Below are 22,430 nucleotides of genomic sequence, written 5' to 3'. Positions count from 1 at the left end.
GCCGCTCCTGAGTGACCAGTCTCACTTGAAACATTCTTGAGTCAGTTGCTGCACGTTCGGCACGATGGAAAGGCAGCGGCGGGAGAATCGCCCGCTGCCATCCTGGCGAAGCAATAAGGCCCGCCGGTGAGCCGACATGGCCGCCGAGTACTCAATTGCTGAACCGCGATGCGAGGTGGCTGCCTTACCGACTGCCCGGTGTCCTTGGTCACAACAGCCGGTTTTTAATTGCCAACAGTCGCCTCAACCTGCACTATTGTAGTGGGAATGCGCTTTCCCTCTTCTCAGGAGTCCTCATGGACGAGGACACGGCCGGGACGATGACGATCCGGGCCGCCGACCGCAAGAAATGGAAGTTGAATAATGACGTTCGATGCCACTGATTCCGTAACCCTGAAAGTCTGGGACAGGACCACCCTGCACCACACGCTTGACTCCGCAGTAAGCGAGCTGTCCGCCCGGCACAACACCACCACTTGCCGCATTGCCGTGACCTGCAGCGGACCCAACACCTTCACGCTTAGTGTGCGTGGCGAGGGCAAGGCACTGGCCTCCGCCTAGACGGCCACGCGGAAAACAGAAGCGGACGACGCCGGGAGGCACCGGCGTCGTCCGCTTCCGTTTATCCCGTACCCCTGCATACTGGACGAATGACGATGCGCAAGCGGCGGGGGCTTGGAAAGCAGCGGGGACCGCGCGAGGTGTGGCTGGAATGGACCGCCGCAGACGAGGCGGCCGACGCGGACAAAGCGGCGGCGCTGGCCGCCGAGCTGCTGGAACTGACGCCGCGTTCGTACTTCAGCTGGTTCCATGCCGGTCTTCTTTCCAAGGCAAGGTGCAACTGGCCGGAGGTCCTGGAACGCAACGTCCGCGCGCTGGAGTTCTTCACGCCGGCGGACGCCAAGGATTTCGACGGCGTCAATCCGGCGGCATGGAACCTTGGCATCGCGGCTACGGCCATGAGCGACTGGACCACTGCACGGCAGGCCTGGACAGCCTACGGCGTTGAGGGCATGGGGAGCGGAACGGAACCGATTGACGGCGACTTCGGACAGGCGCCCGTCCGGCTCAACCCTGACCAGCCGAGCCTTCCGCATCAGGTGATGCAGTGGGCTGGAGCCACGGAGGTGGTGTGGTGCTGGCGCAGGAGCCCGGCGCACGCAATTATTTCAAATGTCCCCCTTCCGGAATCCGGCCACCGCTTCCGCGACGTCATCCTGCACGACGGGGAGCCCAAGGGTACCCGGCGGCTCGGCGGCCGCGAGGTAGCGGTGTTCGACCAGCTTCAGCGTCTGGAGGATTCCGGCCTGCCCACCTGGCAGGCGCAGGTTGCGGGCGCTACCGGGAAGGACCTTCAGGAGCTGTCCGACCTGATCGAGCGGCGGGGACTTGGGATGGACGACTGGTCCGGGATGCGCCTCCTGTGTTCGCAGTGCTCCCACGGATCTCCCGACGGCGGCCACCACCACCCGGCAACACCGGCCGAAATGACACGCTTGGGGCTGGCGGGCCGTGAACCGGAACTTACCCAAACGGTGGAAGCGTGGGCCGCTGCCCGTCCATGGCTTGACTTTGATCTTGCCCTGCTGTGGTGAGCGGCAAGTAAACTGCTGTGGCATCCAACCGGAAGCGCTCCCGAGCATCAAAGGTGGCCATGAGGCAGCAACCCCAGGCGCAGGCCGACGCTGGCCCGGTGGGCACGGCAAAGCCCCCAACGCATCCGCTGTCCCTGGTACCGGCAGCCCTATTGTCGGCGTCGGGATTCCTGCTCTTCGCCCGGCAGGACCGGTTCTCCGGATTCCTGCTGCTGGCGGTTGCGCTGGTACTGGCCGGGTTCCTCAACCGCCGGCTCCTGGTTGACCTGGCGCTGATCGCGGTGGGCCTGACGGCCATGAGCCTGGTTCCCATCACCACCGACATCAGCACTGAGCACATGCTGGTGATGGGCACCGCGATGATCATCGCCGTCGGCGTCCCCTACTCAGTCTCGCGGTTCATCACCAAGGACCACGCCATCCGCTTCCCCGTCAGGACGGGACAGCCGTGGACGCGGGCCGAGAAATGGTACCTGCCCGCGGTCCTGGTGATCGGGTACGCACTGATGCCTGTGTACATGATCCGCACCGGCGTTTACAACAACTGGCCGGCCGTGAGCGATCCCGACGGCATCGCCCGGCTGTTCCTGGGCACCAACGTGCTCGGCATCTGGGACGAACTCTTCTTTATCTGCACGGCGTTCACCCTCCTGCGGCGGCACCTGCCCGACTGGCAGGCCAACCTGCTGCAGGCCGTCCTCTTCACGTCGTTCCTGTGGGAACTGGGCTTCCACGCCTGGGCGCCGTTCTTCATTTTCCCGTTCGCCCTGCTGCAGGCCCGGCTGTTCACGGTGACCAAGTCGCTGTCTTATATCGTGAGCGTCCACCTGCTGTTCGACTTCGTGCTGTTCCTGGTCCTGATCCACGCGCATAACCGCCAGTGGATCGACATCTTCCTTTACTGATGGCTGCATCAGGGAGCTACACGCCCGGTTCCAAGCGCAGGGCGGCGGACCCGGCCCATCTTCCCGCTGGCTCCCGTGAATCAGAGATGCGCCAGCGGGTGCTCAGCGCTACAGCTGAACTAATCGACCGGTTCAGCTACGACGATGTGACCATCGATGCTGTGGCCCGGGCATCCGGGGTCAGCAAATCAACCTTGTACCGCCATTGGCCGGCCCGGCGGGTCCTGGTCCTGGAGGCCTTTACGTACAAGACGAATCTCCTGACCCATATCGAGGAGACGGGCGATGTGACGCATGACCTGCACGCGTACCTTATCGCGCTGACCAGGTGTTTGAACGAGGGAAAGACCGCTTCAACCGTGGCCAATCTGCTTGCTGAAGCAATCCGCAGCAAGGAGTTTTCCGGCTTGTACCGGCAGACCCTGCTCCGGGACCGGCGTCATGGATTCCTGGCGATTCTGGAACGGGGCCAGGAGCAAGGGCAGGTCCGGCGGGATGCGGACCTGGGGACAGTGGTGGATGCGCTGTACGGGGCCGTGCATCATCGCCTGGTGGCTACCGGAGAGGCAATCAGCGGCCCGTTCCTTCGCCGTCTTAGCGGCCTGGCCGTTTTGGGGTGTGCAACCCCTGACTACCTGGAACGGCGTCGCCTGGACCGCTGACCCGATCACCTGCGTGGAACGTTCGGGCCCGGTTCGTCCCATTTCGTGGCCCCGGCAACGGCGCCCGAACGATAGTTGGAAACGGGGACGCACCCGGCGCTCCACGACTACCAGGAAGATCCGAAACCATGACCACCACAGCCACCCCGGCCCGCACGAATGTCGGCCTCAGGCACCCGGAGCTTTACAAGCTGCTCGCCTCCATGGCATCCGCGTCGGATCAGTCCGCCCTCGCGGAGGGTATTTCTCCGCTGCTCCTGGAACTGATCAAGATCCGGGTGTCACAGCTCAACGGATGCGCCTACTGCCTGCGGATCCACACTGCTGATTCACTTGCGAAGGGCGAAAGCCCTGAACGCCTGAGCGTCCTGCCGGCATGGCGGGAAACAGCATACTTCGACGGCCAGGAGCGGGCAGCATTGGCCCTGGCCGAATACGTCACCAGGATTGATCATGCCCACGCGAGCGCGCCCCTTTACGACCTTGCCTCGGCTGAATTGACCTCCGGGCAGATATCGGCCGTGACCTGGGTGGCCATGTCCATCAACACCTTTAACCGGGTGGCGATCAGCAGTTCGTACAAGGTAGCGCCGCCACGGAGATGAGGCCTGGATTGCGGCGCCGAGCGGAAGGTCAGCGTGCAACCGGCTAGTCTCGATAGGGCCTTTGGCGGCCCAAGGTCTGGCATAGAGTCGGAACACGACAAGAAAGCGGTGAAGCACCATGCCTGGATCCCGGCCTCTTTTCAATCTTTCCACCCTGGCGCTGCCCGTCATCCAGGCGCCGATGGCCGGTGGCCCGTCCACTCCGCGGCTGGCAGCGGCAGTGAGTTCGGCCGGAGGGCTCGGCTTCCTTGCCGCGGGCTACAAGAGCGCGGCCGTGATGCAGGCGGAGATCGAGGCAACCAGGGAGCTAACCGGCGCTGCCTTCGGCGTCAATGTGTTCGTCCCCCAGCCCTCGGTCATCGGTCCCGGCGACATGGAGCAGTACGCCCTGTCCCTGGCTCCTGATGCAGGGCGCTTCGGCGTGGAACTGGGCGAGCCGCGGCACGACGACGATGACTGGGACCACAAGGTGGACGTCCTGCTGCAGAAGGCGCCCGCCGTCGTCTCCTTCACTTTCGATCTTCCCGACCCTGCCGTGATAACCGCCTTACAGCAGCGCGGAGTGTACGTCGTGGCAACAGTAACTTCGATGCCGGAAGCGGTGCGGGCGCTGGAGACAGGCGTGGACGCGCTCTGTGCCCAGGGGCCGGAAGCCGGCGGACACCGCGGGACCTTCCATGCCGCCGGCCCCGCCCCGGAAGTGCCCCTGCACGCGATCCTCGAGGAGCTGTCAAAGCTCGGTGCACCCCTGATTGCAGCAGGCGGGATCGTCACCGCCGAGGATACGCGGGCTGCGCTGTCGCGCGGCGCCGCAGCGGTCCAGGCCGGGACGGCGTTCCTGCTCGCGGATGAGGCCGGCACCAAGGCGGCGCACCGAACGGCCATGGCCTCCAGACGCTTTACCGGTACCGCCGTCACCCGGGCCTTTTCCGGAAGGAACGCACGCGGGCTCCACAACGAGTTCATGCGCAGGCACGACGCCGACGCTCCCTACGGGTATCCGGAAATCCACCACCTGACCACTCCCCTGCGCGCTGCAGCTGCGGCTGCCGGGGATCCGGACTGGCTCAATCTGTGGGCGGGGACGGGTTTCCAGCGGACGACGGCGGGGCCCGCCCCACAGATCCTGGCTGCTCTTAAGCCCTAGCCCGCGGGACAGCGGCCTACTCCTCGCCGGTGTCCTGGGCTTCCAGGTACTTGTCCATCGCTTCACAGGCGCGCTTCCAGCGCGCACTCAGCGCGTGCCGGCTCAACGGTTCAGACATGCCGTTAAGTACTTTTTCGATCGCATCAGTTGCGGCGTCCCGGGCTCTGTCCTGCGCCGCCGGGGTGTAGTAGTTCATGCCAGTAATTCGTAGTGTCACCGCATGGGGATGGCGGACAAATCCCTCCGAAGACGACGGCGGGCCGGCTCCTTTTGGAGCCGGCCCGCGCACGCCTGCCTCAGGTCAGAGGGTGGCGGTGTCAATCACGAAGCGGTACCGGACATCCGATGCCAGCACGCGCTCGTAGGCGTCGTTGATCTTCCCGGCCGGGATGACCTCAATTTCCGCGCCGATGTTGTGCTCCGCGCAGAAGTCCAGCATCTCCTGCGTCTCGCGGATGCCGCCGATCATCGAACCAGCGAAGGACCGGCGCCCGCCGATCAGTGCGAACGCGTTGACCGGAAGCGGCTCGGCGGGGGCACCGACGTTGACCAGCGTGCCATCCAGCGTGAGCAGCTGGAGGTAGGAGCTGATGTCGATCGAGGCACTGACAGTGTTGATGATCAGGTCGAAGTTTCCGGCAAGCTGTTCAAAGGTGCCCGGATCGCTGGTGGCGTAGTAGCTGATTGCACCCAGCTTTAGGCCGTCTTCCTGCTTCTTCAGCGACTGGGACAGGACGGTCACTTCGGCGCCCATGGCGGCGGCCAGCTTGACGGCCATATGGCCCAACCCGCCCAGGCCTACGACTGCAACCTTCTTGCCGGGGCCCGCGCCCCAGCGGCGGAGCGGGGAGAAGGTGGTGATACCGGCACATAGCAGCGGTGCGGCGACGTCCAGGTCCAGGCCTTCGGGGATGCGGACCACGAAGTCTTCGGTGACCACCACGTGGCTGGAGTAGCCGCCCTGCGTGATGGTGCCGTCGCGGTCCACCGCGCCGTAGGTGCCCACCATGCCCTTGAGGCAGTACTGTTCATCGCCCTGCAGGCAGTTAACGCACTCCTTGCAGGAATTGACCATGCAGCCGACGCCAACGCGGTCGCCGACCTTGTGTTTGGTCACCTTGGACCCAACCTCGGTGACTACGCCTGCGATCTCGTGGCCGGGCACCAGCGGATACTGCTGCGGGCCCCAATCGCCGCGGACGGTGTGGATGTCGGAGTGGCAAATGCCGGCGAACTTGATCTCGATCAGCACGTCCTGCGGGCCAACGGCCCGGCGCTCGATGGTGGTGGAGACGAGGTCCTCTGTTGCGGACGGGGATGCATAGGCCTTGACGGTGGTCATGGTTCTCCTGTGGTTCTTTGGGGGGGATAACTGAATGCTACAGGGCTTGGTTAACAGCAAACCCGAAGATCGGAGGTGTAACGAGGGCCCTGCTGTAACTGGTACTGGCAGACCCACCCTTCGCCGCGCGTCCGAATTCACTCAGGCGCCGGAGTGCCGCGTTCCGGCGGCATCGATTCGGTGACGACGAACAGCTCACACAGGGTCATCAGAATCCCCAGAGCAGCGAAGAACGTGGTCAGGGTCAGCTGCACTGCGGAAGCCGTAGCACCGAACTCATCCGCAACACGGGGAAACGCCGGCTGTAACTGGTTCTGGCAGACCCTCCCAGTGGTTTGCGGATCCGTCGTACGGTTTCCTTATGGATAACCGAGCCGAGGTACGACAGTTCCTTTCGACCCGCCGCGGGCGCATCACCCCCGAGCAGGCAGGGCTGGAAACCTACGGCGGGCGGCGGCGCGTTTCTGGGCTGCGCCGGGAAGAAGTGGCACGTCTGGCCGGTGTCAGCGTGGACTATTACACCCGGCTGGAACGGGGAAACCTCACCGGTGTCTCCGACAGCGTGCTGGACGCGATCGCCCGTGCCCTGGAACTGGACCGTGCGGAGCACGACCACCTCTACGACCTCGCGCGGGCAGCCAACACGTCCGGCCGCAAACGGGCTGCAGCCCCGGTCCCGTCCCGGGTGCGGCCCGAACTGCAGTACCTACTGGACACCATTACGGGAGCGCCGGCCTTCATCGGCAACAACCGGATGGACATAGTGGCCGCCAACACGCTGGGCTACGCACTGTATTCGGACATGTACCGCGGGCCGGCGCGCCCGGCCAACCACTCACGCTTTATTTTCCTGGACCCCAAGGCACATAACTTCTACACGGACTGGGAACGGGCAGCGAACACCAATGTGGCCATCCTGCGCCGGGAAGCAGGACGGAACCCCCACGACAAGGGCATTGCCGAACTCATTGGAGAGCTGTCCATGCGCAGCGACGAATTCCGGACCCGCTGGGCAGCGCACGACGTCCGGCGCCACTACGCTGGAACGAAATTATTCCACCACCCCGTGGTGGGAGTCCTGGAACTGAACTACCAGGTACTGGGGCTGGAAGAGGACCCCGGTCACTCCCTGACGGTTTACCCCGCAACCCCCGGCAGCTCCTCAGAGGAGGCCCTCAAGCTTCTCGCGTCCTGGGCGGCCACCGAAAACATCGTGGAGCGGGCACTGGCCGGGGCGCGTTAGGCCCTCGTCCTCCGCCCGGGCCATATCAGTCCCTTGCCAGCGGGACGGCGAGGATCCGGTCATCCCCGGGTTTCGGGTCGCCGCGTCCGTCGGTGTTGTTGGTCAGGAACCACAGCTGTCCCTCCGGAGAGACGGTGACGTCACGGATCCGCCCGTACTCGCGCCGGTAGTGGTCCGTGGCGGTTGAGGGGTCGGAGACGGGAACTGAGCGAAGGACCTGCCCCCGGAGATTGGCAATGAACAGGGTCCCGCTGGCGTGTGCCATGCCGCTCGGGCTTGCACCGCTTGGTTCCCATTGCTGTACGGGATCCACAAAACCTTCCCTGTCCGCTATCCCCTCCACAGTCGGCCAGCCGTAATTCGCCCCTGGAGTGATGATGTTCAGTTCGTCCCAGGTGTTCTGGCCGAATTCGGTGGCGAACATGGTGCCGTCGTCCGTCCAGGCAATCCCCTGCGGGTTCCGGTGCCCGTAGCTGTACACGAGCGACCCTGGGAAGGGATTGTCAGCCGGAACATCACCGCCGGGCGTCATCCGGAGGATCTTTCCGGCCAGGAATTCGCGGTCCTGTGCACTGTTTCTCTGGCTCGCGTCGCCGGCCGTCACGTACAGCATGCCGTCGGGACCAAAGGCGATCCTGCCGCCGTCGTGAATGCTCGCAGAAGGTATCCGGTCAAGGAGGGTATCCGGTTCCCCCAGCGAGAGTGCGCCCGGAGAGCCCGTGACGGTGAAACGCTGGACACGGTTACCATCGCTGGCAGTCGAATACACATAGAGATCACCGCCGCTGCCTACAGCAAGCCCCAGCAGGCCCGATTCTCCGCGGGCGACCACACCTTCAACGGTACCGATGGGCCTGGCGGAACCGTCCGGGGCGAGTTCAAGGATCTGTCCGCTGTTCCGCTCGCTCACCAGCGGTGTCCCGTTGCGGAACACCACGGACCACGGCGCGTCCAGGTCCGCCGCGACCTGCTGCGGTGTTCCGGCAATAGCGGCTGCCGCCGTCGTGGCTGGCGCGCTGGTTGGCTCCGCGGACGTGCCGGATGCAGCCGAACCAGATACAGCCGGGGTGGACTGCGTTGGGGCAGGAGAGCCACTGGCGGCGGGCTCCGGGGCGGGGGTAGCAGTGCAGGCCGCGAGCAGGATGCCCGTTCCCAGGGCAGTGGCGGCGAGGAACCGTTGGCGCATGTGCTTCTCCTCCGTGTTGCTGGTCATGGCACCGGGGGTTAGCCGTCGTCCGGCCTACTTCAATGAGCCGGCGGGTTTGCGTTGCTTGGCGGACCACCATTGCTTTGCGGGACCGGCCTGGCCGTTAAGCTCTGCGTCAAGGCTGCTCAGGCAGTAGTCCTTGAACCAGTGCCGGATGCCCTGCGGCAACTTGGGATAAACCACGGACAGGACGCGCATGGTGCGGTCGAAGCGGCGCTGGCGGCGTTCGCTCCACGGCAGGCCGAAGTCCTTGCGCAGCTGCTCGGGAAGGAGTCCGGCGGTGAGGAATCTTGCCGGCGGGATGATGGCGCGGTACCAAAGGGCAGTGTGCTTCGGGTACAGCAGGCCGCGGCCCACGCGGATGCCGGCGTCTTCCGCCCGCAGGTTGGCGATCCGGTCATCCCAGTAGCGTCCGAAGGCGGCCCGGTCCTTGGGCCACATGCCCGCCGGAAGCTGCAGGGCTGTGCCGATCCGCGCATAGTCCTGGTACATGGCATCGGCCGATTCGTCGTCGAGCGGTCCGTAAATCTTCTCTATAACCGTAACCGCGGTGTCATAAAGGGTGGCCACCACCCACAGCTGCAATTCCGGATCGTAGGCGTTGTACCCGGGCGAGGTCCCGTTGTCTGCCCTGCGGACCGGCACGTGGGCGCGGTTTACCCGGCGCCGTACCGCGTTGACCTGCTCCTCGGTGCCGTAGACGATGGCGTAGACGTAGGTCAGCGTGCCCTTGAGCCTGTTGACCGGACGGCCGGTGAACGTGCTGTGCTCGTGAACGCCCCGGCCTACCGGTGGATCGGCAAGCTGCAGCAGGAGGGCCCGCCCCGCGCCGGCGAGCAGGATGGCTTCCGCGCCGTAATCTGCCATTCCCCGCACCATCTCAACAGGGTACCGGAGGAGGAAAAAGGATGGCGACGCACTGCACCGCTATGACTGGGCAGGCACATAACGATCAACGGTCCGTTCGTCCTCCCGCCAGCACGAGCAGTGCCCTTGGAAAATCGAGTACACGCCACTCGTGTCCTCGGTTCCCAATCCCCGTACCGTCCTTTGAAAGTCCTGCGGACGGCCGTGGGTGCTGCAGATGTCAGGGGGCGGTACATGGGGTCCATGGAAGCACCGTCATGACGCAGCCCAACGGCTACGCCCGGCCCCTTCTGGATCCGGCAGTCCTGGAGCGGCTGCGCGCAGACCTTGAGGATGACGAAGGGGTCTGGAAGGTATTCATCGAGGACTACATCAGCAACCTGCCCCACAGGCTGCAGCGGGTACGCCTCACACTGACCACCGGGGACGTTACCGGCGCCATGGACGCGGTCCTGAGCCTCAAGACTTCCAGCCAGATGGTAGGGGCGGAAATGCTGGCAGGACTTGCCGAGGACCTGGAACAATCCCTGCGCGAGGAAGTCAGGACCGGGGACCCGGCCGTGGTCCTTCCCCGGCTTGCCGCCGAGCACCTCCGACGGATCAAGCAGTGCGCCCAGCGGACCATCTATGTCCTTCAGGATCACCTGGCACAAAGGCCGCCGCCTGCGGTGTGAGGGAGGCAGCCCTCTTGACCACATCCGTGCACCGCTGACGCGACGGGCGGCGCCAGGGTCACGGTTTGGCTGCGGGCGGACGACGGCGGCGTCGCCTTTTCGCCGTCGCGCAGGTTCCGGGGGAGCTGCTTTTCTTGCGGTGGACGGGGCAGTCCAGGAGGTGATGGCTGCCTCGGATGGAGTCGCAGCGCAGCACGTCCTGGTGGTTCTCGGGGTGGGAAAGCCGCGGGATGTGATCCCCCTGCGTGCCCCCGCCAAAGTGACGCCATCCGCAAAATGACATGGGGTCTTCAGCCTGAACTACCTAGACTGGCCAGTGGACGCTTCAACCACGGACGAGAGCAAAGGAGCAAAGCATGAGCGGAGAAGTTGTTGTAGGAGTGGATGGCAGCGCATCGGCCCGGAAGGCCGCGGAGGTGGCACTGGGCCTGGCGGAAAAGCTGGGCGCCCCGCTCCACATCGTCACCGCCTTCGAGAGCGACACCCCGGAGACCTTCGGGGTCGGCTCGGACCAGGTGAAGGTCTTCAGCGCCGACAGTGCCGAAAACGTTGCGAAATCACTCGCTGCCTCGCGCCCGGGGGTGCAGGTGACTCACTTCGCCGCACGCGGCAAGCCGGCCGACTCCCTCATCAAGGAAGCGATCCGCCTGGACGCCCAGCTGATCGTGGTGGGCAACCGACGGATGCGCGGCATCGGCCGGCTCCTGGGCAGCGTCGCGAACAGCGTGGCGCACAACGCCCCCTGCGATGTCTACATCGCCAACACCTACGAGGACTGACAGGCCCCTGAAGGCCTGCGGCACCCAAGACAGGGACGGACGACGGCGGGACCTCCCGCCGTCGTCCGTCCCTGCCCCGTGACCGGGCTACTTCAGCGCACCCTCCCGCACCTTTGCGGGCTCGAACTGCTCACCGGCGCCGGGAAACGTGGGTACCTCGATCCGGGCATGGCTGTGAATTTCGTTCACCGTGGCCTTGGTGTGCTCCGCAATCTTCTCCATGGTGGTCACCCACATGCCGTCCATGGCCTTCACCCGCTCGATCAGCTGTTCCAGCGCCACCGCCTTTGACGGCCGGCCCGAGATGAACGGATGGTTGGTCAGGACGAAGCAACTGCCCTGGGAGTGGTGCGCCTCGGCCTCCAGCGTCCACATCTCCAGCACCTTCGCCGGGCTCTCGATCACGCCGCTGCCGGTCACGCCCGGGTAGAACGCGTACTGCTCCCAGTCGTCCAGGGTCCAGTCCACCGGGATCTCCACAATGTCCCGCGGGTCATCGGCGGCCACCGCAAAGCGGTAGGGGGCATCGCCGTCGAGCAGGCTCGAATCGTACAGGAACCCCCGGTCCGCCAGCAGCCCCGGCGAATGCCAGTTCAGCTCCCACCACGGCGCGCGGTAACCCACCGGGCGGACGCCCGCCACGTTTGCCAGGGCCTCAAGGCCCCGCTCCAGGTAGCTGGCCTCGGTGCGCGGGTCGATGCCCTGCATCGGCTCGTGCAGGTAGCCGTGGTGCGCCACTTCATGCCCGCCGTCCACAATCCGGCGGACCACGTCTGGGTAGGACTCGGCAGTGAATCCGGGGATGAAGAATGTGGCGTGGATGTCCTGGCGTTCCAGGATTTTCAGGAGCCGGGGCACGGCCACCTTGGGCCCGTAGGACTGGTGGGTCATCAGCGACATCCGTCGCGTGCTGGTGGGGTCGTGGGCGATGGTGCAGGATTCCGCGTCAACGTCGAACGTGAAGGACGCGGCTGCTTTGTGGCCGTCGGGCCAGGTGATGGGGTGCAGGAGGTCAGCGATAGCGGGCTGGTTCACGAGAAAGTCCTTTCGGCGGGCCCGCAGCGGGCCCGCCTGAAGAGAGGGGAAGGAAAGGTCAGAGGACCGGGATGACCGTGGTGGTGCCGGTGCCTCCAGGCTGGGCGGCAACACGGTTCTCTGAGCCGACGTACCGGATGTGGGCGCGCGGGCCGAGGACTGCGTAGACACCCGCACTGGTAAGGCCGCCTGCCAGCCAGGACAGGTCCCACCCGCCCAGGGCCACGGCGATGGGGCCCTGCATGACGGGAACCAGGCCGTACATAAACAGCCAGGTGGCGAAGATGCCGGCCAGGAGGGAGGTCACGCCCGCCCAGTTGATGCCGGGAAGGCGGCGGGTGCCGACGCCGTCAAACAGCCGCTGGGGGTCGCCCGGCCAGCGCTTCTCCAGCCAGAAGTAGTGCACCAGCATGACCCCGCCCCAGGCGGCCACCCAGGCCACCAGGCCGATGAGCCAGGCGTCCAGGACAGCGGCGAAGTCCTCCTGGAAGATGAAGAAGACGACGGCGGCCAGCGAGAAGACGCCGACGAACAGGTTCAGCTTGCGTCGGCTGATGGAGATGTCCAGCGCCTGGGTGGCGACGGAAAACGTGTAGATGTTCAGGATGTTGGTGGCGATGGGGCCATGCAGCACCATGAGCAGCACCGGCAGGGCCAGGACGCCGAAGTTCTGCACGATCAGCTTGCCAGGGTCAACCTCGCCGCTGTTCGTGGCCAGGCTCGCGCCGAGGATTCCCAGCCAGACCACCGGGATGAACTGCCCCAGGACCGACGCCAGGTAGACCTTTTTCCTGGGCACCGAGGTGCTGACAAAGCGGGAGTAATCGGCGGCATAGGTGAACCAGGTGATGCCCCAGCCGATGCCAATAGCGGTCATCACGGCGCTCATGGCGGCGATCCGCTCCGAGCCTTCCAGGACAGCGCCGGCCGGACCCGCGTAGGACCAGTTGATCTCCATGCCGAACCCGGCGACGGCGGACATGACGGCCAGGATGACGATGGTCGGCGGGACGGTCCACTTTTCGAACGCGGCGATGGCCTTGTACCCGAACCAGGCGATAGCCACCTGCGCCGCCATGATTCCCGTGGCCACGGCGATCTTCCAGCCATAGTTCTGCGCCTCCGGATCCACCCAGCCCAGGGTGCCGAACAGCGCCATCACCAGGTCCAAAATGATCCAGGTGTTGACGGCGCACCAGCCGATCACCAGCAGTGCCTGGATGGCGGCCGGAAGGTAATTGCCACGTCATCCAAATGCCGCCCGGGCCAGGACCATGCCGGTGGCGCCGGTTTTCTGGCCGAGGAGCACGAAGCAGCCAAAGAGGAGCATGCCGATCAGGTTGCCCAGCACCAGGACGGTCACCGTGTCCGCGAAGCCGAGGCCCAGGTGGATCCCGAGCGCCCCCAGCACCCAGTTGATGGGAGCGAGGTTGGCGCCCGCCCAGATCCAGAACTGGCCGGAGACCTTGCGGGTGCGGGCGGATTCGGGGATGGGCTGGAGCCAGGCTTCGTGGTCCGCTGCAGTGTTGTGGTTTGCATCAGCAGCGCGCCGTTGCACTGCTGTAGAAAGCTTTTCTTGCATGGGGAGCCTCCATGAGGTGAATGAATACCCAAAAGGCTATGTGGCCCCCGTCACAAGAAACAAGATACTATGTGTCGAACATATCGAGCTACTACTCTACGGACTGTCATGTCAGTGTTCCTTGGCGAAATACTCGCCCACCCCGCCCTGGCCGCCGCCGATCCGGTGGTCCACCCGCCGGGCGACAACACGGATGCGCACCCGGTGCGCTGGGTCCACTCCAGCGAGGTGCTGGACATCGCTCCCCTGCTGCGCGGCGGCGAACTGCTGCTCTGCGGCGGCATCACCCTGGCCACGGCCACCCCGCAGAAGCGTGAGGAGTACGTCCGCGCCCTCGCGCAACGCGGCATTGCTGCACTGGCCATTGAGACCGGCGGAGTTCTGCCCGAGATCCCCGCCGCGATGTTGGAAAAGGCCGGGGAATATGGGCTTCCGGTGGTGGAACTCCGCAAGGTGGTGCCGTTTGTTGGCATCATGCAGGCCATCAATTCGATCCTGGTGAGTGAATCCGTGGGCCACCTCCAGCAGGCGGACGCAGCCACCCGCGCCATGGCTGCCGAGCTGGCCCACGGAGCCTCCCTGGACAAAATCCTGGGGGTATTGGCCGGCATCACCGGCTCAGCAGTGCGGCTCACCTCCCCGTGGGGTGTGGTCATGGGCAGCGCCGTGCCGGAGAGCTGGCCGAACGACGGCGGGAAGTCAGTGGACAAGGCAGCGGCAGGGCGGCAAGGCGGGGCTTCCGGGACGGCAGCCGGAACAGTGTTCAGCGTGGAAATAGCTGTGCGCGGTGTCCTGATGGGCAGGCTTGAAGTCCAGGTGAAGGAGGGCGCAGACACCGCCCTTGCGCGCGTGGCGGGGGAACGCGCCGTCGACATCCTGGGCCTGGCGCTGCTGCAGCACACGCCTCCCGGCCTGCATGCCCTGGCCGGCGCCGAGCTGATGCGCGCAGTGCTCACTTCGGCGCCGGCGTGGCGCCTTGAGCAGCTGGCACCGGGCGCTGGTTTCCCGGCCGAATCCCCCGCCGTGGTGGCGGCAATCCACGCCGGGTCACCGCAAAAGCTGCGTGGCGCCGTCGAGACGTTCCTGAACTCAAGCCGCATTCCCAGCGCGGCCTATCAGGACGATGCGGAGCTGGTGGTGATGATCGGCCTGCCCGCCAACGATACCGTGGGGGCGCGGCGGAAGCTTCTGGAATCCCTGCAGGGACTGGAAAAAGACCAGGACGCAACGGTGGCCGTGGGGCCGGTGGCCGGCAGGGTGGCGGAGGCTGCCTGGTCCCTGGCCGAAGCGCGGCGCGCCCTGGATATTCGCCAGGTCCGGCGGCGCAACGCATCGCCCCGCAGGCGGCATCCGGACCACGGGCTGGTGATTGTTGATGCGGAGGACACCGCCGTGGAGAGCCTTGCCCTGACGGCCATCGACGCGTCCGTGCGGGAGGCTTTCGTCAGTCGCCAGCTGCGTGCGGTCCTGGAGCATGATGCGCAGCGGCAGTCCCAGTTGCTGGAGACGCTGCAGGTGTGGCTGGACTCCGGCTGCAACACTGCCCAGTCCGCACGGGAACTGCACCTGGAGCGGCAGTCGATGCACCATCGGCTGCAGCGGATTTTTGAGCTGTGCGGCGGCGACCCCCGGGGCACAGGCCGGCTGGCTTCCCTGCACCTGGCGGTGCGGATGGCGGGCCTGTCCTGACCGAAGGCATGCGCTGACCCGGCCGGCTTACCTGGCCGGGCGGGGTTACCTGGCGGGCCGACTTACTTGGCCGGGCGGCCACCTAGGCGCGTGGTTACCTGCGCGGCCGCGGCCAGGCACGCTTCGCCCAGGGCCTCCAGCCGTTCCCGTGCGACGCGGAAGCGCGGGGCCGAGATCAGCACGACGGCGGCGACGTCACCGCGGTGATCGAAGACGGGCGCGGCAACCCCCACCTCGTCGATGGAGGATTCGCCGTAGTTCTCCGCCCAGCCCCGGCTGGCCACATCCCGCAGCCTTGCCTCGTAAGTTTCCAGGCCGGCGTCGTCCAGGCCGGGATAACTGATGGAACCGCTGCGCAGCAGTTCATGGACCCGCTCGGCCGGCCGGGCTGCCAGGAACACCTGCACCGAGGCGCTGACGGCGTCCCGGTACCGCGCACCCAAGGGTGTGGTGTGCTTGATCTGGTGGTGGCTGGCGATCTGCTCCACACAGATCGCTTCGCCGCCGCTCCACACCATCAGGGCGCTGGTCTCCCCCGTCTGCTCGGTCAGTTGCCGCAGGACGGGATAGGCCACACGGCGTTCATCCATCTCAGCCAGCAGCGGCCCGGCGACGGCGATAATTCCCAGCCCCAGTCGGAAACGCCGGCTTTCCGGATCCCGTTCCACAAGGTTTTCCTGCTCCAGGGTGGCCAGGATCCGCGAGACGCTGCTCTTGTGCATGCCCACCCGGCCGGCGATTTCGGTGACTCCCAGGAGCGGTTCTTCCGGAGTGAAGGCGCGCAGGACGGCGATTGCGTTAACGACGACGGAGGCGCCTTTCGCGTCGGCCGTGCCATTGGCGCCGGTTCCGTTGGTCTCGTTAACTGCTGGTGGAGTCATGGTAGCCATCATCTTTCCCTATTTTCGGGCAAAGACGCCGAAAGCGGCGCCACGGATTCCGCAGCGCCGTTTCCTGCTTCTGGGGCTTATCCGCCGACGATGTTGTGCTCCGGCCCAAACGGGAACGTGGTGATGTTCTCCACCGTGCCCTCGCCGATGATCAGGATGTCGTGCTCGCGGTAGCCGCCGGCGCCCGGCTGTCCGTCGGCAACAGTGATCATCGGCTCCATGGACACCACCATGCCGGGTTCCAGGACGGTTTCGATGTCCTCGCGGAGCTCCAGGCCGGCCTCGCGTCCGTAGTAGTGGCTCAGGACGCCGAAGGAGTGGCCGTAGCCGAAGGTGCGGTTGGCCAGCAGGCCGTGGCTGATGTAAATCTCGTTCAGTTCGGCCGCGATGTCCTTGCAGACCGCGCCCGGCTTGATGAGTTCCAGGCCGCGCTTGTGGACTTCGACGTTGATGTTCCACAGTTCCAGGGAGCGCTCGTCCGGCTGGCCGAGGAAGAGCGTGCGCTCCAGTGCGGTGTAGTAGCCGGAGGTCATCGGGAAGCAGTTGAGTGAGAGGATGTCGCCCTGCTGCAGCCTGCGGGTCGTGGCCCAGTTGTGGGCGCCGTCGGTGTTGATGCCGGACTGGAACCACACCCAGGTGTCGCGGACTTCGCGGTGCGGGAAGGTCCTGGCGATCTCGTGCACCATGGCCTCGGTGCCGATGAGGGCCACCTCGTATTCGCTGATGCCCTCGCGGATCGCGGCGCGGATGGCCTCGCCGCCGAGGTCGCCGATGCGGGCGCCGTGCTTGATGACCTCGATCTCCTCGGCGGATTTGATCATGCGCTGGCGCATGGCGTCCTGGGAAACGTCCAGGAGTTCGGCGCCAGGGAAGGCGGCCGCGATCTTTTCGCGGGTCAGCCCCGGGAGGAAGTCGTCCTCGACGCCGATCCGGTTGGCTACGATGCCGCGCTGGCGCAGCGCCTCCTGCAGGCCGAAGTAAAAGTTGTCGCGGCGCCAGTCGGTGTAAACGATATTTTCGCCGTAGGAGGTGCGCCACGGCATGCCGGCATCGATGTTCGCAGTGACAGTGACAGAGTCATCGGCAGTGACCACCAGGGCATAGTTGCGGCCGAAAGCGGTGTAGAGGAAATCGGAGTAGTACTTGATGCCGTGGTAGCTGGTCAGGATAACCGCGTCTAGGTCCTTCGCGGCCATGATGCCGCGGAGTCCGCCGAGGCGGCGCTCGAATTCGGCATCCGAGAAGGTCAGCTTCCCCTTCTTCCCGTTGTGCAGGACCTTCAGGCGCTCGAGTTCGGCGATGGAGGAGGCGGTTTCGACTGTAATGGTCATAGTTATGCCTTTCGTGAGTTCGCTTCCGAAACTGGAAGGAGCAACTGGGTTGCGTTGAACGCAACGCTGTTGCATCAAAGGTAGGGTGCGACCTTCGTCATGGTCAAGAGGCCGGAGTCGCTTTTTCTTCCGATTGTGCAAGGTTGGGAAGCACGTGCCCCGCTGGGCAGCCTTATGCCAGTTGTTCCACACCACACAACGCAGTTTTAGTAAACGGAACAGACCGGACAAAAGAGGGGCCGCCAGCATTTCTGGCATCCCCGGAGGTAAAGCAAACGACGGCGAGTGTGTCCCGCCGTCGTTCGCCTTACTGTGACTTGTTGTCCTGCTGGGGTTCCCCGCCGTGCGGATGGCTGCGGTGGCGGGCTTCCTGCAGGTGGTGCTCCAGCTTTTCCTCCGCCTCCCGGCGGCGCTGGCCGACGATGCGCATCTGCTGCGTTGTGGGTGCCGTGTGGGCATGCAGGTGCGGGCCTCGATCATGCGGGCTGCTGGCCCTGTTGTCTTGCATAGGGATATGGTCCCACCACACAAGGCCCGCGGGAAGGTGCCGCCGGCGCCGCCGCCTTAGCTTGGGACGTCCTTTATCAAGATTTGCGCAGTTTATCCCGATGGTGGATAAATCCTCTTCCGCTCACTTCTCCGCCTGCCTAGGGTGGCTTTCACAGACTCACCAAGGGGGAAATATGAAGAGCTCGGATGACCACTCGCTGGACACGCTAAACGACGCTCAGCAGCAGCTTTCTGCAGAGCCGCTGGAGGGCCGGCAGCGGACGGTTGCCGAGTGGACCGGCGATCTTCTCCTCGGGATGCGTCAGCCCATCCAGTTCAGGCTCGCCGACTGGCCCTAGGAGTTTCCAGGGCCCGCGCCACTGCAAAGTGCGGGCCACCTGGATCACCGGTATGACTCCCCCGGTTACGGCTTCGGGAGCCATGCGCCCAACACGGCCAGCGCACTAATCCAGGTTGTTACCCGCCGTTTCCGGCCCGCACGCCCGTCAGCCACGAACCTCAGCTCGAGACGTCCCGTTCAATTTCCTCGGCGAGTTCGTCCACCGCTTCGGGGCGCAGGTCGATGCCCGCGTCCTCGAAGCGTTCCTCGAGCACATGGCTTACGTCATCCTGGACATGGCCAAGGCGGATCTCATCCTTGACGTCTTCGGCTATGCTTTCGGCCGTTTCGACGCCGTCAACCTCTTCCATGCTCTCGTCATCAAAAGGGGCACCTGCGGTATCAGCTGAGTCAGTCATACCCCATGGTTGCCCGTTGCCGGTGTTGGGTCAACAACGTGGCCCTTGATCTCGACTTTGACGAAGTCCTCCCGGTGAAACATCCGGCGTTCGGGCCAGCCGTCCAGCACCACCCAGAGGATGGAGCCGTCCGGCGTGCTGCCGTCCACCACGCCGCAGCCGATGTACTGCCCGTCCCGTGAAAGCCGCACCCACTGCCCCATCGGCAGCGCGGTCCATGCCACCCTGCGCCAGTCCGGTGCTTTGCCGTGGTCCATTGCCGGCTACCGCAGGATGACGGTGCGGTTGCCCAGCAGCAGGATCCGTCCCTCGCAGTGCCAGCGGACGGCGTTCCGCAGCGCCACGCACTCCGCGTCCCGGCCCACCGCCACCAGGTCGTCGGCCGTGTAGGTATGGTCCACCTCGATGACTTGCTGCGAAATGATCGGCCCCTCGTCCAGTTCGGCGTTCACATAGTGTGCCGTGGCGCCGACCGTCTTCACGCCGCGCTCGTATGCCTGGTGGTACGGCTTGGCACCCTTGAAGCTGGGCAGGAATGAGTGGTGGATGTTGATGGTTTTGCCTGCCAGCTTCGCTGAAAGTTCGTCGCTCAGCACCTGCATGTACCGGGCCAGGACCACCAGCTCCACATCGAACGCGTCGACGAGCTCCAGCAGCCGGGCTTCGGCGTCGGGCTTGGTATCCCTGCTCACCGGCACGTGGAAAAACGGGATGCCGTGCCACTGCACCAGGCCCTCCTGGTCGCGGTGATTGGAGACGACGGCGACAATCTCCACCGGGATATCGCCAGTGCGCGCCCGGAACAGCAGGTCGTTCAGGCAGTGTCCCATTTTGGACACCATCACCAGCACCCGGCGCTTGCGGCCGTGCGGCTCAAGCTGCCAGTCCATCTGCCACTTTTCCGCAACAGGCGCGAAGCTCCGGCGGAGATCATCCGTGCGGAGGCGCTGATCCGTTCCGGTGGATTCGGCGGCGAAGTGCACCCGCATGAAAAAGTGCCCCTGCGCTTTGTCGCCGTACTGCTTGATGTCGATGATGTCGCAGCCGTGCTCCAGCAGGAACGCGGACACCGCGTGCACAATGCCGGGCGATTCCTTGCAGTCCACCGTCAGGACATGCTCGACGGCGGCGGCAGGATCCGCTGGTGCGGCATCGACTGCCGGGGCTGGCGCTTCCAGTGATGTGCTCATTTCTTCACTCCGTTCCCTGCGTCATTGAAGTCGCGGCGGATGGCGGAGGCTTCGGCGTCCAGGTCCTGGGCAAGCTCGGACTTGAAGGTCTCGTACCGTGCCAGGTGGGCGGGCCGGCGGCGGAGCACCAGCCATGCTGCACCGAGGACCAGGAACCACACCGGCGTCACCAGCAGCGCCATCAGGGTGTCCGGCTGCGTGGTCAGCGCCCAGAGGACAAAGGCGAAGAACGCGAAAACCACCCAGACCATGGGTACGCCGCCCGGCATCCGGTAGTTGGAGGCAGCGTGCAGGTGCACACGGCGGCGGCGGAAGGCCAGGTAGCTGGCGAGGATGATGGACCAGACGAACACAAAGCAGACGGCGGACACGGTGGTCACCATTTCGAAGGCCTTGCCGATGTCCTGGCCGGCGTACATCAGCACCACGCCGGAGAGCAGCAGTACGCAGGAAAGGAAGAGGGCGTTCTGCGGGACTTTGCGGGTGGACAGGTTCCGGAAGAGCGACGGCGCGTCCCCCTCCTGGGCGAGCCCGTAGACCATGCGGGAGGTGGAGTAGATGCCGGAGTTGGCCGAGGACATGGCCGAGCTCAGCACCACCAGGTTCACCACCGTTGCCGCGGCGCCGAGGCCGGCGAGGGAGAACATCGCGATGAACGGGCTGTGGCCGGCCTGGAACTGGGTCCACGGGGTGACGGACATTAGGATGATGAGGGCGCCTACGTAGAAGAGGAGCACACGGATCGGGATGGAGTTGATGGCTTTGGGCAGGTTCTTCTCCGGATCCTTCGCCTCGGCAGCCGTGGTGCCCACCAGTTCAATACCCACGAACGCGAACACCGCAATCTGGAAGCCTGCCACAAAACCCATGAACTCGTTGGGGAACATCCCCCCGTGGCTCCACAAGTTCGTGAAGGTAGCAGGGCCGGCGTCGGACTGGAAGCCGGTGAAGATCATGAACAGGCCCACGATGATCAGGGCGGCGATGGCGATGATCTTGATCAGCGCGAACCAGAACTCGGTCTCGCCGAAGGCCTTGACGGTAACGAGGTTCAGGAGCAGGAGGATGGCCACGGTGGCCAGGCCGGGAATCCACAGCGGCAACCCCGGCCAGAGTTCCTTGGAGTAGCCGGCGATGGCGATGACGTCCGCGATTCCGGTGATCACCCAGCAGAACCAGTAGGTCCAGCCGGTGAAGAAGCCGGCCCAGGGCCCCAGGAGGTCGGCCGCGAAGTCGCTGAAGGATTTGTAGTTCAGGTTGCTGAGCAGCAGTTCGCCCATGGCCCGCATGACGAAGAACAGCATGAAGCCAATGATCATGTAGACGAAGATGACGGACGGCCCGGCCGCGGAGATGGTCTTGCCGGAGCCCATGAACAGGCCTGTGCCGATGGCGCCGCCGATGGCGATGAGCTGAATGTGCCTGTTGGTCAGTTGCCGCTCAAGATGCGGCTCCTGATGGGCTGACAAAGGTTTAGTGGTCACGTGCTGCTCCTCGAATCGACGTTGGTTGGAGTGCTGCTGTTGTGGAGGTGTTGCCCGGTTCTTCGCTTTTGGGGAGGCCGGGGATGGAATCAAGGCTGTTGAAGCTGTAGAGATGGACGCCGGCGAGCTTGCCGGGCTGGCTTCCCAACTCGGTGATGAGGCTGTCCGGCGAGTAGCGGTCCCCGCTCAGGAGCTTGCGGGCCAGCGGGCCTTTGCGGCTGAGAAACTTCAGGGAACTTCCGACGCCGATCTGCGTGGCAAGTGCCACGAGTTTGGTCCGCGGGACCGGCCCCGCGACGCCGGCCCAGACGGGCAGGTTAAGGCCCTCATGTCGCAGCAGGGCGGCGTAATGGTGGATTGTGTCCGCGGAGAAGCACATCTGGGTAACCACGTGCGTGGCCAGGTGCTGCTTGGCCAACAGGCCGTCCAGCAGGTCCACGGGGCTGACCAACGGGTGGCCCTCCGGGTAACCCGCCACCCCGGCCCGCATCAAGCCGCCGGTGTACTGGGCGATGTCTTCAAGGACCGGAAGCGCGGAGTCGTAGGCTCCGGCAGGCTGCTTCCGGTCTCCCCCAATGACGAAGACTTCGCGGATACCTGCGGCATCGCAGCCGCGGACAATCCCGGTGAGTTCGGCGCGGTTGCCGATGCTCCGGGCGGCGAGGTGCGGGACCACTGTGTAGCCGCCGTCGCTTAGCTCCACGGCGGTGCGCACAGTGCGCTCGAGGCCGTGGTGCGGCAGGCACGTGACGCTGAGGGTGATGGTCCGGGGCACCAGGGCCTTGACCTGCTCAACAATTCCCGGGGCAGGGATGATCTCGATTCTGAGGGGGGACATCATTGGTCCTGTCTGAACGTCAGGTTTGGGGCTCCAGCCTGGGTAGCAGGCTGGAGCAATCAGGCCGGAAATCAGGCCGAGGCGGCGAGCAGGGTGCTGGCTTCCTGGCGGGTGGTG

At 65.2% G+C, this 22,430-nt stretch carries 24 protein-coding genes and 1 pseudogene; 11 read left to right on the top strand and 14 right to left on the bottom strand.

Annotated features, from left to right (window positions below; genetic code table 11):
- Positions 1-363: 363 nt before the first annotated feature.
- The 6 genes from FDW84_RS18490 (at position 364) to FDW84_RS18465 (ending at position 4,914) form a co-directional block, all read left to right on the top strand.
- Positions 364-561 carry a hypothetical protein gene (locus FDW84_RS18490; protein ID WP_138610949.1) on the top strand — a complete coding sequence of 66 codons (198 nt, stop codon included), beginning with the start codon at positions 364-366 and terminating at the stop codon, positions 559-561.
- A gap of 89 nt (positions 562-650) precedes the next feature.
- Positions 651-1,595, top strand: coding sequence for a tetratricopeptide repeat protein (locus tag FDW84_RS18485; protein WP_138610948.1), 945 nt, complete (start codon positions 651-653; stop codon positions 1,593-1,595).
- Positions 1,596-1,654: 59 nt separating this feature from the next.
- Positions 1,655-2,500 (top strand): CPBP family intramembrane glutamic endopeptidase, encoded by an 846-nt coding sequence (locus FDW84_RS18480; protein WP_371419186.1) that lies wholly within the window; start codon positions 1,655-1,657, stop codon positions 2,498-2,500.
- Positions 2,500-3,162 carry a TetR/AcrR family transcriptional regulator gene (locus tag FDW84_RS18475; protein ID WP_138610947.1) on the top strand — a complete coding sequence of 221 codons (663 nt, stop codon included), beginning with the start codon at positions 2,500-2,502 and terminating at the stop codon, positions 3,160-3,162. The genes FDW84_RS18480 and FDW84_RS18475 overlap by 1 nt, the downstream gene beginning before the upstream one ends.
- A 128-nt stretch (positions 3,163-3,290) precedes the next feature.
- Positions 3,291-3,767, top strand: a complete 477-nt coding sequence (locus FDW84_RS18470) for a carboxymuconolactone decarboxylase family protein (protein WP_138610946.1) — start codon at positions 3,291-3,293, stop codon at positions 3,765-3,767.
- Positions 3,768-3,885: 118 nt separating this feature from the next.
- Positions 3,886-4,914 (top strand): nitronate monooxygenase, encoded by a 1,029-nt coding sequence (locus FDW84_RS18465; RefSeq protein ID WP_138610945.1) that lies wholly within the window; start codon positions 3,886-3,888, stop codon positions 4,912-4,914.
- Positions 4,915-4,930: 16 nt separating this feature from the next.
- On the opposite strand, the gene FDW84_RS18460 is transcribed toward FDW84_RS18465, so the two are convergent.
- Positions 4,931-5,110: a hypothetical protein gene (locus FDW84_RS18460; protein WP_138610944.1), complete on the bottom strand. Its 180-nt coding sequence runs from the start codon at positions 5,108-5,110 to the stop codon at positions 4,931-4,933.
- Between the two features lie 105 nt (positions 5,111-5,215).
- Positions 5,216-6,256, bottom strand: coding sequence for an NAD(P)-dependent alcohol dehydrogenase (locus tag FDW84_RS18455; RefSeq protein WP_138610943.1), 1,041 nt, complete (start codon positions 6,254-6,256; stop codon positions 5,216-5,218).
- A 361-nt stretch (positions 6,257-6,617) separates the two neighbouring features.
- On the opposite strand from FDW84_RS18455, the gene FDW84_RS18445 reads away from it, so the two are divergent.
- Positions 6,618-7,499, top strand: a complete 882-nt coding sequence (locus FDW84_RS18445) for a helix-turn-helix transcriptional regulator (RefSeq protein WP_138610942.1) — start codon at positions 6,618-6,620, stop codon at positions 7,497-7,499.
- Between the two features lie 25 nt (positions 7,500-7,524).
- Here the strand turns inward: FDW84_RS18445 and FDW84_RS18440 are convergent, their stop codons facing one another.
- Both FDW84_RS18440 and FDW84_RS18435 read right to left on the bottom strand, forming a co-directional pair.
- Entirely contained in the window at positions 7,525-8,712 is a 1,188-nt protein-coding gene (locus tag FDW84_RS18440) for a PQQ-dependent sugar dehydrogenase (RefSeq protein ID WP_240721590.1), read from the bottom strand.
- A 27-nt stretch (positions 8,713-8,739) separates the two neighbouring features.
- Positions 8,740-9,585: an oxygenase MpaB family protein gene (locus FDW84_RS18435; protein WP_138610940.1), complete on the bottom strand. Its 846-nt coding sequence runs from the start codon at positions 9,583-9,585 to the stop codon at positions 8,740-8,742.
- A gap of 245 nt (positions 9,586-9,830) precedes the next feature.
- Here FDW84_RS18435 and FDW84_RS18430 point away from each other — a divergent pair, with 245 nt between their 5' ends.
- Both FDW84_RS18430 and FDW84_RS18425 read left to right on the top strand, forming a co-directional pair.
- A complete protein-coding gene (locus tag FDW84_RS18430; RefSeq protein ID WP_138610939.1) occupies positions 9,831-10,247 on the top strand; it encodes an Hpt domain-containing protein in 417 nt (138 codons plus the stop codon).
- Between the two features lie 356 nt (positions 10,248-10,603).
- Positions 10,604-11,026 (top strand): universal stress protein, encoded by a 423-nt coding sequence (locus FDW84_RS18425; protein ID WP_138610938.1) that lies wholly within the window; start codon positions 10,604-10,606, stop codon positions 11,024-11,026.
- Between the two features lie 87 nt (positions 11,027-11,113).
- Here the strand turns inward: FDW84_RS18425 and FDW84_RS18420 are convergent, their stop codons facing one another.
- Both FDW84_RS18420 and FDW84_RS18415 read right to left on the bottom strand, forming a co-directional pair.
- The gene (locus FDW84_RS18420; protein ID WP_138610937.1) at positions 11,114-12,061 is read right to left on the bottom strand and encodes a polysaccharide deacetylase family protein; all 948 of its coding nucleotides are present in this window, start codon (positions 12,059-12,061) and stop codon (positions 11,114-11,116) included.
- Positions 12,062-12,119: 58 nt separating this feature from the next.
- Positions 12,120-13,643, bottom strand: a pseudogene (locus FDW84_RS18415) (cytosine permease).
- A gap of 108 nt (positions 13,644-13,751) precedes the next feature.
- On the opposite strand from FDW84_RS18415, the gene FDW84_RS18410 reads away from it, so the two are divergent.
- A complete protein-coding gene (locus FDW84_RS18410; RefSeq protein ID WP_138610936.1) occupies positions 13,752-15,332 on the top strand; it encodes a PucR family transcriptional regulator in 1,581 nt (526 codons plus the stop codon).
- A gap of 62 nt (positions 15,333-15,394) precedes the next feature.
- Here the strand turns inward: FDW84_RS18410 and FDW84_RS18405 are convergent, their stop codons facing one another.
- From FDW84_RS18405 to FDW84_RS18395, 3 genes are all read right to left on the bottom strand, one after another.
- Entirely contained in the window at positions 15,395-16,213 is an 819-nt protein-coding gene (locus tag FDW84_RS18405) for an IclR family transcriptional regulator (RefSeq protein ID WP_240721589.1), read from the bottom strand.
- Positions 16,214-16,299: 86 nt separating this feature from the next.
- Positions 16,300-17,553, bottom strand: a complete 1,254-nt coding sequence (locus FDW84_RS18400; RefSeq protein WP_138610934.1) for an aminopeptidase P family protein — start codon at positions 17,551-17,553, stop codon at positions 16,300-16,302.
- Positions 17,554-17,860: 307 nt separating this feature from the next.
- Entirely contained in the window at positions 17,861-18,061 is a 201-nt protein-coding gene (locus tag FDW84_RS18395) for a hypothetical protein (protein WP_138610933.1), read from the bottom strand.
- 175 nt (positions 18,062-18,236) lie between these two features.
- Between FDW84_RS18395 and FDW84_RS19425 the strand changes: the two genes are divergently transcribed.
- Positions 18,237-18,401: a hypothetical protein gene (locus FDW84_RS19425; protein ID WP_171046838.1), complete on the top strand. Its 165-nt coding sequence runs from the start codon at positions 18,237-18,239 to the stop codon at positions 18,399-18,401.
- A 160-nt stretch (positions 18,402-18,561) separates the two neighbouring features.
- Here FDW84_RS19425 and FDW84_RS18390 read toward each other — a convergent pair whose 3' ends face one another.
- The 5 genes from FDW84_RS18390 to FDW84_RS18370 are packed head-to-tail and all read right to left on the bottom strand — an operon-like array spanning position 18,562 to position 22,316.
- Positions 18,562-18,801: a hypothetical protein gene (locus FDW84_RS18390; RefSeq protein WP_138610932.1), complete on the bottom strand. Its 240-nt coding sequence runs from the start codon at positions 18,799-18,801 to the stop codon at positions 18,562-18,564.
- Positions 18,798-19,058 (bottom strand): hypothetical protein, encoded by a 261-nt coding sequence (locus FDW84_RS18385; RefSeq protein WP_138610931.1) that lies wholly within the window; start codon positions 19,056-19,058, stop codon positions 18,798-18,800. Before FDW84_RS18385 ends, FDW84_RS18390 begins: the two co-directional genes overlap by 4 nt.
- Before the next feature lie 6 nt (positions 19,059-19,064).
- Entirely contained in the window at positions 19,065-19,991 is a 927-nt protein-coding gene (gene purU / locus FDW84_RS18380) for a formyltetrahydrofolate deformylase (RefSeq protein ID WP_138610930.1), read from the bottom strand.
- Positions 19,988-21,475: a D-serine/D-alanine/glycine transporter gene (gene cycA / locus FDW84_RS18375; protein ID WP_138610929.1), complete on the bottom strand. Its 1,488-nt coding sequence runs from the start codon at positions 21,473-21,475 to the stop codon at positions 19,988-19,990. The genes purU and cycA overlap by 4 nt, the downstream gene beginning before the upstream one ends.
- The gene (locus tag FDW84_RS18370) at positions 21,465-22,316 is read right to left on the bottom strand and encodes a methylenetetrahydrofolate reductase (protein ID WP_138610928.1); all 852 of its coding nucleotides are present in this window, start codon (positions 22,314-22,316) and stop codon (positions 21,465-21,467) included. The genes cycA and FDW84_RS18370 overlap by 11 nt, the downstream gene beginning before the upstream one ends.
- Positions 22,317-22,430: the final 114 nt, after the last annotated feature.

It is taken from the genome of Pseudarthrobacter sp. NamE5 (genome assembly GCF_005796225.1).
Taxonomy (GTDB): domain Bacteria; phylum Actinomycetota; class Actinomycetes; order Actinomycetales; family Micrococcaceae; genus Arthrobacter.
This window is presented reverse-complemented; position numbering and strand designations above follow the sequence as displayed.

What these genes read in the sequence shown, in the direction of transcription:
- FDW84_RS18490 (WP_138610949.1), top strand. Translation starts at nt 364, where the DNA reads ATGACGTTCGATGCCACTGATTCCGTAACCCTGAAAGTCTGGGACAGG.
- FDW84_RS18485 (WP_138610948.1), top strand. Translation starts at nt 651, where the DNA reads ATGACGATGCGCAAGCGGCGGGGGCTTGGAAAGCAGCGGGGACCGCGC.
- FDW84_RS18480 (WP_371419186.1), top strand. Translation starts at nt 1,655, where the DNA reads ATGAGGCAGCAACCCCAGGCGCAGGCCGACGCTGGCCCGGTGGGCACG.
- FDW84_RS18475 (WP_138610947.1), top strand. Translation starts at nt 2,500, where the DNA reads ATGGCTGCATCAGGGAGCTACACGCCCGGTTCCAAGCGCAGGGCGGCG.
- FDW84_RS18470 (WP_138610946.1), top strand. Translation starts at nt 3,291, where the DNA reads ATGACCACCACAGCCACCCCGGCCCGCACGAATGTCGGCCTCAGGCAC.
- FDW84_RS18465 (WP_138610945.1), top strand. Translation starts at nt 3,886, where the DNA reads ATGCCTGGATCCCGGCCTCTTTTCAATCTTTCCACCCTGGCGCTGCCC.
- FDW84_RS18460 (WP_138610944.1), bottom strand. Translation starts at nt 5,110, where the DNA reads ATGAACTACTACACCCCGGCGGCGCAGGACAGAGCCCGGGACGCCGCA.
- FDW84_RS18455 (WP_138610943.1), bottom strand. Translation starts at nt 6,256, where the DNA reads ATGACCACCGTCAAGGCCTATGCATCCCCGTCCGCAACAGAGGACCTC.
- FDW84_RS18445 (WP_138610942.1), top strand. Translation starts at nt 6,618, where the DNA reads ATGGATAACCGAGCCGAGGTACGACAGTTCCTTTCGACCCGCCGCGGG.
- FDW84_RS18440 (WP_240721590.1), bottom strand. Translation starts at nt 8,712, where the DNA reads ATGACCAGCAACACGGAGGAGAAGCACATGCGCCAACGGTTCCTCGCC.
- FDW84_RS18435 (WP_138610940.1), bottom strand. Translation starts at nt 9,585, where the DNA reads ATGGTGCGGGGAATGGCAGATTACGGCGCGGAAGCCATCCTGCTCGCC.
- FDW84_RS18430 (WP_138610939.1), top strand. Translation starts at nt 9,831, where the DNA reads ATGACGCAGCCCAACGGCTACGCCCGGCCCCTTCTGGATCCGGCAGTC.
- FDW84_RS18425 (WP_138610938.1), top strand. Translation starts at nt 10,604, where the DNA reads ATGAGCGGAGAAGTTGTTGTAGGAGTGGATGGCAGCGCATCGGCCCGG.
- FDW84_RS18410 (WP_138610936.1), top strand. Translation starts at nt 13,752, where the DNA reads ATGTCAGTGTTCCTTGGCGAAATACTCGCCCACCCCGCCCTGGCCGCC.
- FDW84_RS18405 (WP_240721589.1), bottom strand. Translation starts at nt 16,213, where the DNA reads ATGACTCCACCAGCAGTTAACGAGACCAACGGAACCGGCGCCAATGGC.
- FDW84_RS18400 (WP_138610934.1), bottom strand. Translation starts at nt 17,553, where the DNA reads ATGACCATTACAGTCGAAACCGCCTCCTCCATCGCCGAACTCGAGCGC.
- FDW84_RS18395 (WP_138610933.1), bottom strand. Translation starts at nt 18,061, where the DNA reads ATGCAAGACAACAGGGCCAGCAGCCCGCATGATCGAGGCCCGCACCTG.
- FDW84_RS19425 (WP_171046838.1), top strand. Translation starts at nt 18,237, where the DNA reads ATGAAGAGCTCGGATGACCACTCGCTGGACACGCTAAACGACGCTCAG.
- FDW84_RS18390 (WP_138610932.1), bottom strand. Translation starts at nt 18,801, where the DNA reads ATGACTGACTCAGCTGATACCGCAGGTGCCCCTTTTGATGACGAGAGC.
- FDW84_RS18385 (WP_138610931.1), bottom strand. Translation starts at nt 19,058, where the DNA reads ATGGACCACGGCAAAGCACCGGACTGGCGCAGGGTGGCATGGACCGCG.
- purU (WP_138610930.1), bottom strand. Translation starts at nt 19,991, where the DNA reads ATGAGCACATCACTGGAAGCGCCAGCCCCGGCAGTCGATGCCGCACCA.
- FDW84_RS18370 (WP_138610928.1), bottom strand. Translation starts at nt 22,316, where the DNA reads ATGATGTCCCCCCTCAGAATCGAGATCATCCCTGCCCCGGGAATTGTT.